The following is a 14,427-nucleotide window of genomic DNA, read 5'->3' as shown; positions in this document are numbered from 1 at the left end:
GTCGCCTTTCCTCACTGCTGAGGGCCGCGCTGCGCGGCCGGTCACGCGTTGGCCCTGCGGGCGCTCAACTCCGCCACCACGTCCACGATCAGGTCCTCCTGGCCGGCGATGGCCTGCCGCCTGCCGAGTTCGAAGAACACGTCGCGCGCGTCGACGCCGGCGCGGCCGGACAGCTCGACCACCCGGTGCTTGAACCCGGAGAACACCCCGGCCAGGCCGCTCACGATGGACATCGAGGCGGTGACCGGAGGTGCGGGCATGAGCTCGCGTTCCGCGAGGTCGGCGGCGTCGAGGAGCGCGTAAAGGTCGATGCCGGTCGCGAAGCCGCTGCGCTCCAGCACGGGGACGAGCACCTCGAGCTGGGTGTTGCCCGCCCCGGCGCCGAAGCCCCGCGCGCAACCGTCGATGATCAGGGCGCCGGCCTGCGCCGCGGCCACCGAGTTGGCGACGGCCATGCCGAGGTTGTCGTGGCCGTGGAAGATCACCGGCGTGTCGACCGCCGCGGCGATCGCACCGATCCGCGCGGTGACGTCGTCGGGCAGGAAGTGACCCGCCGAGTCCATGATCCCGACCGCCTGCGCGCCGTACGCGACGGCCTGCGCGGCGTGCTCGGCCAGCTCGGCGGGCGACGCCATGTGGCTCATCATCAGCACGCAGTGCGCCTCGGCGCCGGCCTCGCGCAGGACGTCGAGGTGGCGCTCGGCCAGCGACGTCTCGGTGGCGTGCACGCCGATGCGCACGACGTCGGCGCCGTGGCCGATCGCGCGCCGCAGGTCGTCGGAGGTGCCCCAGCCCGGCAGCATGAACACGCCCATCCGGCTGTGCCGCAGCGCCTCCCGGACCGTCGACAGCATCTCGTCGTCGCTGACCGCGGCCTGACCGACCTGTAGGGACGACGCGCCGAGGCCGTTGCCGTGGCCGACCTCGACCACCGGGATCCGCGCCGCGTCCGCCGCCTCCGCGTACCGGCGCAGGGCCACGGCCCCGAGCTGGTGGCGGACCGCGTGCTGGCCGTCGCGCAGCGTCGGGTCGTGGATCACGACGTTCCTCATCGGGCCGCCTCCGTCCGGGCGCTGCGGCCCAGCCGGGCCGCGTGCTGCTCGGCGACCAGGATGGCGGCCGAGTTGATGATGTCGAGGTTGCCGGCGTACCCGGGCAGCACGTCGCTGTGGGCGGTGACCTGGAGGGCGACCGTCACCCGGTCGTCGACCACCGTGCAGGCGGTCACCGCGTAGCCGGGGGCGAACGAGCGCACCTGCTCGGCCACCGGGTCGACCGCCGCGCGCACCGCGGCGACCTCGGCGCCCGGGATCCGCGCGTGCACGGCCGTCCGGAACGTCGCCGGCGGCACCGCCGGGCTGATGTTGAGGATGGCCTTGACGTCGCGTACGCCGGAGAACGTCGTGACGGCGTGCCGGGTCGTCGCCACGTACTCGTCGAGGTTCAGCCGGGTGCCACGGCCCGCGACGTCGCTGGCCACCGTCGAGACGACCTCGATGTAGCTCACCGGGAAGCGGGCGGCGAGCGCGTGCGCGACCGGGATGGACGCCTGGCCGCCGCAGCTGATCAGGTTGATGTTGCGCCCGCTCGTCGCCTCCACCCCGGTCACGGTCGGCACCACCATCCGGCCCACCCTGCTGGGCGTCATGTCGACCACCAGCGGGCCGAGCGGCTCCAGCAGCGACCAGTGGCGCAGGTGCGACGCCGCGTTGGTGGCGTCGAACACGACGTCGAACGCGTCCCCCGCCGCCAGCACGGCGTCGATCCCGGCGGCGCTGACGGGGTAGCCGAACCGCTCGGCGTGCCGCAGGCCCGCCGAGTCCGGATTGCGCCCGGCCACCAGGCGGCAGTCCAACAGGGCGGATCGGTGGATCTTGCTGATCAGGTCCTGGCCGATCGCCCCGGTGCCGATGACGGCGACGGTGGCGGGTTCGACGACGCGGACCTCGGCGTCGGTCACGTCCGCGGTGAGACTCAAGGCGTGCCTCCAGGGCGCCGGAGCCGGCCGGTCCGCGACCGCCGGGCGAGGGATCGGCGGGTACGGGTCGCGCGGCTCACGGATTCCGGGTCGTAGGTTCTCAAGTACGTCGTCCTCACCATTCGAAGTGCGCGGCTCCCCGGGCGGAACCCCGTGCGACACGACAGGGGTCGGTCGCGCGGGCTCGGCGTGCCGGGCGTCGCCGCCCGCCGTGCCGCTAGGGGTGCGGGTGCCCGGACGACCCGCGACGTCCACGGCGGCGCGGCCGCCCTCGGGGCGTCGCGGTCGATGGACGGTCGGGAGACGGGTGCGCCGGGCGGATGTCGGAACACGTCGTGACCGGGAGTCGTTCGGCGGAATCCGTTCGGCTGGAATTGCCGAGTCGAACAACAATCGGACATATACCTTGATCTCAGAAGTCTCGACGTATTAACCGAAGAAGCCCCCGTTTACCTGCACGACAACCAATGCGGCCGTTGCGCTCCGTCAGCCGCAGCGTTCCGTCGGCATCGAAGCTATCAGATGGCCACGCCGAGTGGACCCGGCTGTTACGTCACTCTCGCGACAGTCCAGGCTGGAGTGTGAACCGTCACAGAGCCCGCGAACGGCGATGTGCGGCGGCAGCCAGCGACCCGCTCGCGGCGCCGCGGAGGGCCTCCGGGCAGGTCGTACGTCGGGGCTGCCCGCGCGGTCCTCCGGCGGGTCACCGATCCGTCGCGCGGCACCGACGGCACTTCGCCCTCGACGCCGCCACGACCATTTGCGACTATCCTCGTCAGCTCCACCGTGCCGGCAATTTCGGACGGTCCGGCCGAATTGTCGACGGCGGTGTATCGGCAGATCGAAAGGGGGAGGGAATGGCACGTCCGCCCACCCGCCGGCGAAGCTCGACCGGCGCCGGACGACCATCGCCGCCGCACCCACTGCCGGTCCCGCCCGCCCCGAACCGGACGCGCCACCCGCCCCGAGAGGACACACCATGACGACCACCCGGCCGCCCGCAGTGAGCAGGTCGCCACTGGGCCGCGCGTACGCCGAGCACCTCGCCCGGAGCGCGTCGACGGGCGACCCGACGGCCGCCGCCCTGGACTCGGTCATCCTCGAGCCGTACCGGGAACGGTTCATGAGCGCCCCCGCCTTCCTGGCGGAGAGCGAGTGCCGGGCCGTCGCCCGGGACCTGCGCACCGTCTACGACCTGCTGCGCGCCCTGCCGGAGCGGGTGTTCGACGGGGACCTCACCGCACTGGCCGAGGCCGTCGGCATGGATCCCCGGCAGACGGCGCTGATCACGCGCGGCGCCCGCGTCGGGTCGCTCGTCCCGCTGGGCCGCGCCGACCTCTACCACGACGGCGCGGGGTTCCGGCTGCTCGAGTTCAACCTCACCAGCGCCCTCGGCGGCTTCGAGTCCGCCGACATCAACCGGGCGATGCTCGCGTACCCGCCGCTGCGGGAGTTCGTGGACCGGCACGGGCTCCGGTACCCGGACACCCTCGGCTGCATCGTGCGGATGATGTACGCCGAGTGCGCCGCGATGATCCCCACGGACCGGCCGCCCGTCGTCGCCGTGGTGGACACGACGGAGAACTATGCCATCGTGGGCGGCCGGCTCGAGGTGTTCGCCGAGCTGCTCGCCGGGTACGGGATCGAGGGGATCGGCTGCCACCTCGGCGAGTTCACGTACCCGCAGGGCCAGCCGACCGTGGCGGGCCGCGCCGTCGACGTCGTCGTGCGCTACTTCCTGCCCGAGGACCTGGCCGACCCGGCGGCGGCGGCCCAGGTGGAGCCGCTGCTGGTCGCCGCGGAGCAGGAGAAGGTCGGCCTGTTCAGCCGCCTGGACGCCGAGCTGTACGGCAACAAGGGCACCCTGGCCATGCTCTCCGACGACCGGCACCGGCACCTGTTCGACGCCGACGAGCTGGCCTGCCTCGACCGGCTCCTGCCGTGGACCCGGCACGTACGCCCGCGCGGCACCGATCCCGAGGGGGCCGAGGTCGACCTGCTCGCCTACGCCCGGGCCCGGCAGGACGAGCTGATCCTGAAGCCGACGCTGCTGCACGGGGGCAACGGCGTACTGGCCGGGTGGACGGTGGGCGGCGACGAGTGGCAGGCCCGGCTCGACGCCGCGCTGGACGGCCCGTACGTGCTGCAACGCCGGGTCCGGCCCGCCGCCGAGCCGTTCGCCGACGGCGCGGGCGGCGTGCGGGACCTCTACCTCAACTGGGGGGTCTACCTGGCCGACCGCGACGTCGTCGGCGAGGACGGCTACGCCGGCTGCCTCGTCCGTGGCAGCACCGACCCGGGGGTCGGGGTGGTCAGCATGGCCGGCGGCGCGAAGATCGGCTGCACCTTCCACGGCGGCTGAGCGCCCGTCGCCGGCCGGGTCAGGCCGTCGCGCGCGTACCGCCGCCCGCCGGGCACCGGATCGCGGTGCCCGGCGGGCTCAGCGGTGCGCGACGGCCGGTGGGGCCGGCACGACCGGGTGCTGCGCGCCCGCACGTGCCGGCCGGTCGGTCGCGGGGTGCTCAGGCACCCGCGCCGGAGCGCACCCGGTCGATCCAGGCCTCGACGTCGTCGGCGGTACGCGGCATGGCCGACGACAGGTTCTCGTGACCGTCCTCGGTGACCAGCACGTTGTCCTCGATCCGGACGCCGATGCCGCGGAACTCCGCCGGCGCCAGCAGGTCGTCGGCCTTGAAGTACAGGCCGGGCTCGACGGTCAGGATCATCCCGGGCTTCAGCTCGCCGTCGTTGTACTCCTGGCGCAGCAGCATCTGGCAGTCGTGCACGTCCATGCCGAGGTGGTGGGAGGTGCCGTGGACCATCCACCGCCGGTGCCAGCCGCCGCTCTCCCGGTCCAGCGTCTGCTCGAGGGTCACGCCCTCGGGCAGCAGCCCCCACTCGTGCAGCCGCCGGGCGATGACCACGTTCGCGGCGGCGTGGATGTCGCTGAACTTGTTGCCCGGCTTGACCGCCGCCAGGCCGGCCTCCTGGGCCTCCAGGACCGCCTCGTAGATCTTGCGCTGCACGTCGGTGAAGCGACCGGTCACCGGGAGGGTGCGCGTGATGTCGGCGGTGTAGAGGGAGTCGACCTCGACGCCGGCGTCCACCAGGATGAGGTCGCCCTCGCGGACCGGACCGGTGTTCTTCGTCCAGTGGATGGTGTTGGCGTGGTCGCCGGAGGCGCAGATGGTCTCGTAGCCGATGCCGTTGCCGTCGTGGCGGGCGTACAGGCCGAAGAGACCCTCGACCCACCGCTCGCCGCGCTCCTTGCCCACGGCCTCGGGCAGCCCGGCGATGATGGCCTCGAAGCCCCGGTGGGTGGCGGCGATCGCCTTGCGCATCTCGCCCACCTCCCACTCGTCCTTGCACAGTCGCATCCCCGACAGGTGGCGGGCCAGCTCCTCGTCCGCCTCGTGCTGCTGCGTGACCGACGCGGGCGTCTCCGCCTGGGCCCGGGTCTCGTCGACGAGCCGGGCGAGCTCGCCGTCGGCCCCCCGCACCACGCGCACCACGGTCGCGCCGGCGTCCTTGGCCAGGACGTCCGGGAGCGAGTCGATGTGCCGGGTGCCGATGCCGAGGCGCTGCTCGATCTCGCGCATCGTCGGGCGGGGTCCGACCCAGAACTCACCGAACCGGGAGTCCGCGAAGAACTCCTCGCTGTCGCGCGGCGCGAGCGGCCGGAAGAACAGGATCGCCTCGTGGCCGTCGGGCCTGGGGTCCAGCACCAGGACGCTGTCGGGCTCGGTGTCGAACCCGAGACCGGTCAGCCAGGCGAAGGCCGTGTGCGGGCGGAAGGTGTAGTCGGTGTCGTTGCTGCGCACCTTGAGGCCGCCGGCGGGGATGATGAGGCGCTCGCCCGGGAACCGGCGTGACAAGGCCGCCCGGCGGCGGGCCGCGTGCTCGGCGACCTCCGCGCGCGGGACAGGTGCCGCATCCGTACTGGCCCAGCCGGAGGCGATGAAAGCGCGGAATGCGTCGCTCGTCGGGGTGTTACGGTGGCTGGCTTTCACCTGCTCGTCGCTTGTCATGGCCGATATCCTGCCACGCGCCGCGGAGCCACGGCAAAGCTGCCGCGACCCTCGACTGTGGCCCTGGAGCGCCCCGGCGGCAGGCGTGGTTCGCGGTCGTCACCGTCGGGCGTCCGGCGCGTAAGCGGGTATCGACGTTTGTGTCCACGGCACGGGCCGCAGAGTTTGCCGAAACGCCACAATCGATCGACGTCTTGACATCCGTTGTAACATTTCCGAAGCCGCTCGATCGGCATCCGTGGCGCGCTTGTGAACGCCGCCGTTTCCGCTTTGTTTGATCCGACCGTCCGATGCGGTCGCCAACTCACGGAAAGCGAAGTGTCCATGCAATTTTCTGCGTTGAGTTCTGCGGTGAAGACAGCTTTCGGCAGTGATTCGCGTCGTCGGGGCAGGCGGATCGCCGTCGCGGCCGCGCTCGGGGTGGCACTCGTGGGTGGGGCGGGCGCGGGTGCCGCGGCCGTGGCCCCCGCGCCGCCGCCGGAGCCGGCCGCCGCGCCCGTCGGCGGCCACGCCGTACGCCAGGGCAACGTCACGGTCGACGGCGCGACCCTGCGTTACACCACCAGCGGGAGCGGCTCGCCGCTGGTGCTGCTGCACGGCTGGCCGCAGACGTCGTGGGTGTGGCACAAGGTGCTGCCCAGCCTCGCCCAGCAGCACACCGTGATCACGTTCGACCTGCCCGGCCTGGGCGCCTCCACGGCCCCGGCCGGCGGCTACGACAAGGCCACCACGGCGCGCCGGATCCGGCAGGCCGTCAACCAGCTCGGCTTCACGCAGGTGGCCCTTATCGGTCACGACCTCGGCGCCATGGTCGCCTACAACTACGCCCGCGACTTCCCCACCGAGGTCACCCGGATCGGGGTCGTCGAAAGCCCGCTGTCGGGATTCGGACTGGAGAACTTCTACGGGATCAGCTGGCACTTCCTCTTCAACGCCTCACCGGCGCCCATCCCGGAACGCATCATGGACAACGAGGACGTCCCCACCTATCTGGGAATGCTCTTCGACCGCGCGCAACATCCGGCGGCGATCGACCGCAACGTCTACTACCGCGCGTATTCCGACCCGGCGAAGCGCACGGCGGGATACGAGTACTACCGGGCGTTCAAGGCCGACGCCGCCGACAACCAGGCGCACGCGCAGTCAAAGCGCCTGAGGATTCCCGTGATGGCCATGGGCGCCCAGTCCGTGTTCGGACCCGCCGTCGCCGCCTCCTACCAGCAGGTGGCCGACGACGTCCGCACGGTCGTGGCCCCCGACACCGGCCACTGGATCGCCGAGGAGAACCCGACCTTCTTCAGCGCCTGCGCGTTGCTCTTCTTCGGACCCTCCACCGGCACCCCGTCCAGCCCCGAGCTGACCGGCTGCGCCCCCTGACCTGAGCCCCGCCCGCACGTACCGCGCCACGGCGAGGGCGACCTGCGTCGACCCGGGCCGGCGGTGGCGACGCCACCGCCCCTTCCGGTCGACCCGGCCGCCCTCGCCGTGGCGTCGGCGTACCTCGCCGGCCCCGACCGTGGAACTGGTGCTCGCGGACGAGTGGGTGCGGCGGCGTCCGACGCCTCCGGCACGGTCGGCGGCGCGTGGGCCTAGCTGTCCGCGTAGACGAGGTCCAGCACGTCGGTGCGCCCGGACCAGCGCAGTTCGAGGTGCCAGCAGCCCGCCTGCGGCAGGTCGACGATCGACGGCCCCGGACCGCCGGCGACCTCCCGGGTCACCCGGGTTCCGGCGCCGTCCAGGGTCGCGGTGATCCGCAGGGCGTCCGGGGTGGTCGCGGCGGGGGGCGTCGCGGCGGGACGGGCGACCCAGAGGATCTTGTTGTTCGCCCCGTGCTTTCTGGACCGGCTCAGCGGGTGTCCGAACAGCACCGCGACGATCTCGCCGCGCGCGCCGAGGACGTGCGGCGTCCGGGCGCTCCCACTGAACCCGGCGTCCGCCCAGTCGGGCAGCGGCCCCGTCTCGACCCGGGAGCCGCAGCCGGTGGTGGCGCCCGCAGCCGCGCCTGCCGACGCCGTCACGGCCGGAAGGGCAGTCTGCGGACCAGCCGGAGAGACGGCCTGCGGGGCGGGCCGTCCCGCTGTCGCACACCCGGCCAACAGGACCACTGCCCCCAGCAACACCCTGCGCGCTGAACCCATCTCACGCCCTCCCGACGACCTGCTCGTGCTTTCTCACTGTCGGGACACCGGCCGGCTCCCCCGGGTTCCCGACCCCGGCCCCCCGGGTGGCGGGCCCGGGTCGGCACGACCGCCCTAACGCAGCGACCTGGCGATCTCGATCGCCTCGGAGCGGGTGAGGTCGCCCTCGATGCGGTAGCTGACGTCGGCCCCCTGCCAGATCAGGGTGGCGGCGGCGAGCCGTGCGGTCTCCACCCGGACGACGCCGGTGCGATCCACGTAGGAGACCGGGTGCGGGGCGCCGATCCAGACGGCGAAGCCGCCGTCGACCTGGACCCAGCTGGCACCCGCCGCGCTGCTCTCCTTGTGGAAGGCCAGGTCGAGGCGGCCGTCGAAGGCGTCGATGCGCAACGCTCCCCCGCGGTAGAGCAGCGTCGCCACCCGGCAGAAGCCCGCGCCGTCGGGGTCGGCGACCAGCACCTGCTCCGGCGGGCCCAGCTTCGTCGGGGTGCGGACGGGGAAGCGCACCTTCCGCTGTGCCTCGGCCAGGGTGGCGGGCCGCTGCGTCGGCAGCGGCGAGGCCGCGCCGGTGGGACGCGCCGGGTCGGGCGTCGTGGCGATCGTGATCCCGGCGAAGCGCAGCAGCCCGGCGGCGGCGTCGGCGAGGGCGGCGCGCCCCGGCGGCAGCGCCGCCACGACCAGGGCGGCCAGTGCCGCGGCGACGAGGTGGCGCCACCGGCAGCGCCTGGGCGGGGGCGCGGCGAGGCGCGCGCGTACCCGGGTCGTCACGTCGGGCGGGTCGGGCGTCTCCAGCCAGGCGGCGAGGTCGCGCAGTTCGCGTTCGAGGTCATCCACGGCGCACCTCCGCGACGTCGAGCAGGCCGCGGAGCTTCGCCAGTGCCCGGGAGGTCCGCGACTTCACCGTGCCGCGCCGCCAGCCCAGCATGGTCACGGTCTCGTCCTCGCTGAGGTCGAGGAAGAACCGGCACACGATCACCTCACGGTCCTTCACCGGCAGCGAGCGCAGGGCCCGCACCAGGGTGGCCCGGCGCTCCCCGGCCAGGACGGCCTCGACGGCGGCGTCCCCGCCGATCTCCGCGGGCGGGTTCGCGACGGCCACGCGCAGGGCGAGCCCGTCGCGCCGGCCGCGCGACCGGTGCAGGTTGCGGGTCTCGTTGGCCACGATCGCCAGCAGCCACGACCGGAACGACGACTCTCCCCGGTAGCGGGAAATCTTGCGATGTCCCTTCACGAACGCCTCCTGGATGACGTCCTCCGCGTCCGGACCCGCGCCGAGCAGCACCGCCGTCCGGTACGCGGACGCGGTGTGCCGGGCGACCAGGAGTTCGTACGCCTCCAGGTCGCCCGCCCGGGCGCGGGTGACCAGGTCTTCGTCGTTCAGGGGTACCTCCGATGGGGACACGTTGATGACACCACCGGCGCCCTGCGGGTTCCGCCGCAGCGCGAAAAGCCCTCCGGTCGCGTCCTCCGCCGTCCCGCCGGTCACGCCGGAGTCCGGCCCGGCGTGTAGCAATCCTTCTTGACGATTCATCGATGCGTAGCTAAGTTTCAGCCATCCGGACTGAGAGGTCGTCGTCGATGAAGGCCCGACTCGTTACCGCGACCGTCCTGGTGGTCACCCTGTCGACCACCCTCGCACCGCTGCCCGTCCAGGCCTCCGCCACACCCGCGCGCCCACCGGGCGGCGAGCACGGCTGGGTCACCTCGACGCTGCGGCACATGAGCCTGGCGCAGAAGGTCGGCCAGCTCTTCGCCACCTACGTCTACGGCGCCGACGCCACCGAACCCTCGGCCGCCGACCGCGCCGCCAACCGCGCGGCGTTCGGCGTCGAGACGCCCGCCGAGGTCGTCGACGAGTTCCACCTCGGCGGCGTCTGCTACTTCTCGTGGTCGCACAACCTGGACAGCCCGCGCCAGATCGCCACCCTCTCCAACGGGTTGCAGCGGGCCGCCGTCGGCGACGGCACGAAGGGGCGGGTGCCCCTGCTTGTCTCCACCGACCAGGAGCAGGGCGTGGTGCTGCGCATGCCCGCCCCCGCCGCGCAGTTCCCCGGGTCGATGGCCCTGGGCGCCGGGCGGTCGCCCCGGGCCGCCCACGAGGCCGCGAAGATCACCGGACGCGAGCTGCGCGCGGTCGGCATCCACCAGCCGTACGCGCCGATCGCCGACGTCAACGTCGACCCCGGCAACCCGGTGATCGGCGTACGGTCCTTCGGCGCCGACCCCCACCTGGTGTCCGAGCTGACCGCCGCCCAGGTCGCCGGGTTCCAGGACGGCGCCGGCGTGACCGCGGTGGCGAAGCACTTCCCCGGCCACGGCGACACGGCCACGGACAGCCACACCGACCTGCCGGTCATCGACCACACCCGACAGGAGTGGGACCGGATCGACGCGCCGCCGTTCCGGCGGGCGATCAGCGCCGGCGTCGAATCGATCATGACGGCGCACATCGTGGTACCCGCGCTCGACCCCTCCGGCGACCCGGCCACGCTGTCGCCGACGATCCTCACCGGCGTGCTGCGCGGCGAGCTCGGTTTCCGGGGCGTCATCGTCACCGACGCGCTGAACATGGCCGCCGTGCGGCGCAAGTACGGCGACGACCGGGTGCCCGTGCTGGCCCTCAAGGCCGGCGCCGACCAGCTCCTGATGCCGCCGGACCTGCGGCTGGCCCGGGACGCGGTGCTGCGGGCCGTCGCCACCGGCGAGCTGACCGAGCGGCGCGTCGACGAGTCGGTCCGGCGCATCCTCGCCATGAAGTACCGGCAGGGCCTCGCCCGGTCGCCGCTGGTCGACGTCGAGCAGGCCGTACGCACGGTCGGGGCGCCCGAGCACCTCGCCGCTGTGGCGCGGGTCACCGACCCGACCCTCACCGCCGTCCGCAACGACGCGGGGCTGCTGCCGCTGGACTCCGGGCAGCGCTCGGTGCTGGTCACCGGCTGGAACAGCGCCGCCTTCGCGCCGGTCGAGACCGTCGCCGACGGGTTCACCGCCCGCGGCGCCCGGGCCACCGCCCGGCCCGCGACCCTGCCCTCGGATCAGACGATCGCCGCGACGGCCGCGCTGGCGGCCGGGCACGACCTCACCGTCGTGCTGACCAACAAGGCGTGGGACACGACCGTCACCGATCCGCGCGGCACCCAGCGGCGTCTCGTCGCCGCGCTGCTCGGCACCGGGAAGCCCGTGGTGGTGGTGGCGGTGCGGGACCCCTACGACCTCGCGTACCTGCCGGGCGTGACCACCTACCTGGCGACCTACTCGTACACGCGGGCGGCGATGGACGCCCTCGTCCGCGCGCTGCACGGCGAGTTGTCCCCCCGCGGGCGGCTTCCCGTCACGATCCCCACGGCCGAGGGCGCGGGCACCGTGCTCTACCCCTACGGCCACGGCATGAGCTGGTAGGAGGCAACCCACCATGTCGTCGCTCCGCCCACCCGCGCTCCGTCCACTCGCGATCGGCCTGACCGTGGCCGTCCTGGGCGCGGCGCTGCCGGCCACGGCGGCCGGGGCCACGCCGCCGCCGGCCGGCTCGGCGCCGCCGGTCGTCACGCCCGCCGACATCCACTTCCGGCACGACACGCTGCGGCCCGGCCACGCCCGCCAGGTCGGTCTGCTCCCCGAGCACGTGGACCGCATGCCCGCCGACCTGGCGGCGTACCTCGAGCCGACGCCGGACCACCCCGGTCACCCCGCGTACGCGGGCGCCGTGGTCCTGGCGGCCAAGGACGGCGTGGTCGTGCAGCACGCCGCGGTGGGTGCCGCGGTGAAGTACGCCGCCGTCGGCCCGCCGCCCGGGCTGGCAGGGGTGGAACTCCCCGCCGACGAGCAGATCCCGATGCGGCCCGACACCATCTTCGACCTGGCGTCGGTGTCGAAGCTGTTCACCACCATCGTGACCATGCAGCAGGTCGAGCGGGGACGGGTGGACCTCGACGCGCCGGTCGCCCGCTACGTCCCGGAGTTCGCCGCCGGCGGCAAGGCGGCGGTCACCGTACGGATGCTGCTCACCCACACCTCGGGTCTGCCCGCCTTCGTCCCCCTGTGGAGCAGGTACCCGACGCCGGCGGAGCGGTTCGCCGCCGCGCTCGCCACGCCGCTCGCGCCCGGTGCGGAGCCCGGTACCCGGTACGTGTACTCCGACCTCGGGCTGATCGCGCTGGGCGTGCTGGTGGAACGGGTGACCGGCCGCCCGCTGGAGGCGCTCGTCGCCGACGGCGTCACCGCCCCGCTGGGCATGACCGACACCGGCTACAACCCGGGGCCGCAGCGGCGGTCGCGGATCGCCGCCACCGAGTACCAGCCGTACGCCGGACGGGGCATGGTCTGGGGTGAGGTGCACGACGAGAACGCGTGGTCGCTCGGCGGCGTCGCCGGGCACGCGGGGGTGTTCTCCACCGCGGCGGACCTGGCTGTGCTCTGCCAGTCCCTGCTCAACGGCGGCGAGTACCGGGGGCGACGCATCCTGCGGGCGGCCACGGTGCGCGCGATGCTGGTCAACTACAACGCCCCGCTGGAGCAGGCCTACCCCGAGAGCGATCGCGGGCTGGGCTTCGAGCTCGACAAGCACTGGTACATGATGGGCCTCTCCTCCCCGGTGGCGTTCGGGCACACCGGCTTCACCGGGACGTCGATCGTCGTCGACCCGCTCTCCCACTCGTTCGTCATCCTGCTCAGCAACCGGGTTCACCCCGACCGCGGCTGGGGCAGCAACAACGTCGCCCGGCGCGCCGTCGCGCGCGATCTCGCCGAGGCGATGCCGGTGCGCCCCCGGTCCCGCGAGGCGTGGCGGGCCGACCCGCGCGACCTCGCGACCGTCACCCTCACGGCCCCGCTACGCCGGCCGGCGCGGGGCGGCACGGCGAGCTTCCTGCTCTGGTACGACACCGAGCCCCGCTTCGACAGCGCCCGCTTCGAGGTCTCCACCGACGGCGGAGCCACGTGGGCTCCGGGACGACTGCTGCTGCGCCACGCCGACCGGCGGTGGAGCAGTGACGGCACGGTCACCGGCCACGGCGGTCGGGTCTGGTGGCAGGTCTCCGTCGAGTTGCCCGACCGGGCGACCCACCTGCGCTTCAGCAGCACCACCGACGCCTCCAGCCAGGGTCGGGGCGTCTACGTCGACCGGATCGTGGCGGCCGACCGCGACGGGTTGCTCTTCCAGGGCGAGGGCGCCGACGCCGCCCGGCTCGTCCCCGTGGGCTGGTCGCCTGCCCGCACCTGACCGGGCCACGGCCCGCGTCGCCCGGGCCACCAGCGCTCGGCCGGGCGCCGCAGCGTGACAGGAGTTTCGAAAACGCCGGCAGTCCCGACCGAGGCGTGACGATTCGCCGGACCCGACGCGGGGTTTCCGGTCGCACCTGCCGAGCCATTGTCGGTCGCCGACACCGCGCGTCCGGAGAACACATCGCGCCGAACAGGGTCAAGCCACCATGAAGGGCCACGACCCGACTCGGCCGCCGAATGCAGTCAATTTATCGACGCCTACGCGTCACCGTTTTTAACCGAAGCGAGACGAGCCACCACTAGGGTCAGTGAACCGATTGATCGGCGTCGTGGCTGAATCTCTCCCCGGGGTGGGTGGGGAACCGGAAGGGGTGGGAATGAGGGGGGTGGCTCCGCTGGTCATCGGCATCGCCTCCTCGCCGGCCGAACGCAGGCAGCTCGCGCGTCTGCTCGGTGGGACCGAGGCGTTTCTGATCGTCTCGAGCGTCGACCAGGCGCGCACGTTCCTCGGCGTGCCCGGCACACCGGTGCTTCCGCCCGGGCCCGTCGTGACGGCCCCACGCGTCGTGACGGCCGAACACGTGACGGCCGGACCTGTCGTGACGGCCGGACCAGTGGCAGCCGAACCTGTCCAGGCGGCCGAAACCGTCGCGACGGCCGGGCCCGGGCTGGAGGTCGGGACGCCGTCGCCGCCGACCGACCTGAGCGTCGACTCCGACCGCCGGGTGCTGCGCTGGCTGGACCGCGAGGTCGAGTTGACCCGCCTGGAGCACGACTTCCTGCGGTGCCTGGTCGGCGCGCCCGGGCAGGTCTGGACCTACGAGCGGCTACACCTCGAGGTCTGGGGCAACGTGCACCTCGGGCGGGGCTCCGACATGCACTCGGTGGTGCGCAGGGTGCGACGCAAGCTCGCCCGGCTGGGCGCCTCGACGTCGATCCACGCGGTCCGCGGGGTCGGCTTCCGGCTCGCGTCGATCTGACCCGTCCGGCCTCTTCGAGGCCCTCCGACGCGGTCCGGCCCGCCTGGTCGCAACCAGGCGGGCCGGATCTGTCAGCTGACGGT

The 14,427-nt window shown here is 73.4% G+C and carries 11 protein-coding genes; 5 read left to right on the top strand and 6 right to left on the bottom strand.

Annotated elements, in window-relative coordinates; genetic code table 11:
• Positions 1-41 precede the first annotated feature (41 nt).
• On the bottom strand, positions 42-1,052 hold the full coding sequence (gene dmpG / locus EV374_RS26370) for a 4-hydroxy-2-oxovalerate aldolase (RefSeq protein WP_132239853.1): 1,011 nt from the start codon (positions 1,050-1,052) through the stop codon (positions 42-44).
• Positions 1,049-1,978, bottom strand: a complete 930-nt coding sequence (locus EV374_RS26365; RefSeq protein ID WP_132239852.1) for an acetaldehyde dehydrogenase (acetylating) — start codon at positions 1,976-1,978, stop codon at positions 1,049-1,051. The genes dmpG and EV374_RS26365 overlap by 4 nt, the downstream gene beginning before the upstream one ends.
• A gap of 979 nt (positions 1,979-2,957) precedes the next feature.
• On the opposite strand from EV374_RS26365, the gene EV374_RS26360 reads away from it, so the two are divergent.
• The gene (locus EV374_RS26360; RefSeq protein ID WP_132239851.1) at positions 2,958-4,340 is read left to right on the top strand and encodes a hypothetical protein; all 1,383 of its coding nucleotides are present in this window, start codon (positions 2,958-2,960) and stop codon (positions 4,338-4,340) included.
• Between the two features lie 160 nt (positions 4,341-4,500).
• On the opposite strand, the gene EV374_RS26355 is transcribed toward EV374_RS26360, so the two are convergent.
• A complete protein-coding gene (locus tag EV374_RS26355) occupies positions 4,501-6,006 on the bottom strand; it encodes an aminopeptidase P family protein (RefSeq protein WP_132239850.1) in 1,506 nt (501 codons plus the stop codon).
• 351 nt (positions 6,007-6,357) lie between these two features.
• Between EV374_RS26355 and EV374_RS26350 the strand changes: the two genes are divergently transcribed.
• Positions 6,358-7,383 carry an alpha/beta fold hydrolase gene (locus EV374_RS26350; RefSeq protein WP_486485977.1) on the top strand — a complete coding sequence of 342 codons (1,026 nt, stop codon included), beginning with the start codon at positions 6,358-6,360 and terminating at the stop codon, positions 7,381-7,383.
• Between the two features lie 212 nt (positions 7,384-7,595).
• Here EV374_RS26350 and EV374_RS26345 read toward each other — a convergent pair whose 3' ends face one another.
• From EV374_RS26345 to EV374_RS26335, 3 genes are all read right to left on the bottom strand, one after another.
• On the bottom strand, positions 7,596-8,024 hold the full coding sequence (locus EV374_RS26345; RefSeq protein ID WP_486485976.1) for a hypothetical protein: 429 nt from the start codon (positions 8,022-8,024) through the stop codon (positions 7,596-7,598).
• Between the two features lie 234 nt (positions 8,025-8,258).
• Positions 8,259-8,978, bottom strand: coding sequence for a hypothetical protein (locus tag EV374_RS26340; protein ID WP_132239847.1), 720 nt, complete (start codon positions 8,976-8,978; stop codon positions 8,259-8,261).
• The gene (locus EV374_RS26335; RefSeq protein ID WP_486485975.1) at positions 8,971-9,546 is read right to left on the bottom strand and encodes an RNA polymerase sigma factor; all 576 of its coding nucleotides are present in this window, start codon (positions 9,544-9,546) and stop codon (positions 8,971-8,973) included. Before EV374_RS26335 ends, EV374_RS26340 begins: the two co-directional genes overlap by 8 nt.
• Before the next feature lie 176 nt (positions 9,547-9,722).
• Here EV374_RS26335 and EV374_RS26330 point away from each other — a divergent pair, with 176 nt between their 5' ends.
• The 3 genes from EV374_RS26330 to EV374_RS26320 all read left to right on the top strand — a co-directional run bounded on the left by EV374_RS26330 (position 9,723) and on the right by EV374_RS26320 (position 14,344).
• Positions 9,723-11,543, top strand: coding sequence for a glycoside hydrolase family 3 protein (locus EV374_RS26330; RefSeq protein ID WP_132239845.1), 1,821 nt, complete (start codon positions 9,723-9,725; stop codon positions 11,541-11,543).
• Positions 11,544-11,556: 13 nt separating this feature from the next.
• Entirely contained in the window at positions 11,557-13,362 is a 1,806-nt protein-coding gene (locus EV374_RS26325) for a serine hydrolase (RefSeq protein WP_132239844.1), read from the top strand.
• A 379-nt stretch (positions 13,363-13,741) separates the two neighbouring features.
• Entirely contained in the window at positions 13,742-14,344 is a 603-nt protein-coding gene (locus EV374_RS26320) for a winged helix-turn-helix domain-containing protein (protein ID WP_132239843.1), read from the top strand.
• Positions 14,345-14,427 lie beyond the last annotated feature (83 nt).

The organism is Micromonospora sp. CNZ303 (genome assembly GCF_004345505.1).
The sequence above is the reverse complement of the archived record's forward strand: the minus strand, read 5'-3'. Positions and strand labels throughout refer to the sequence as shown.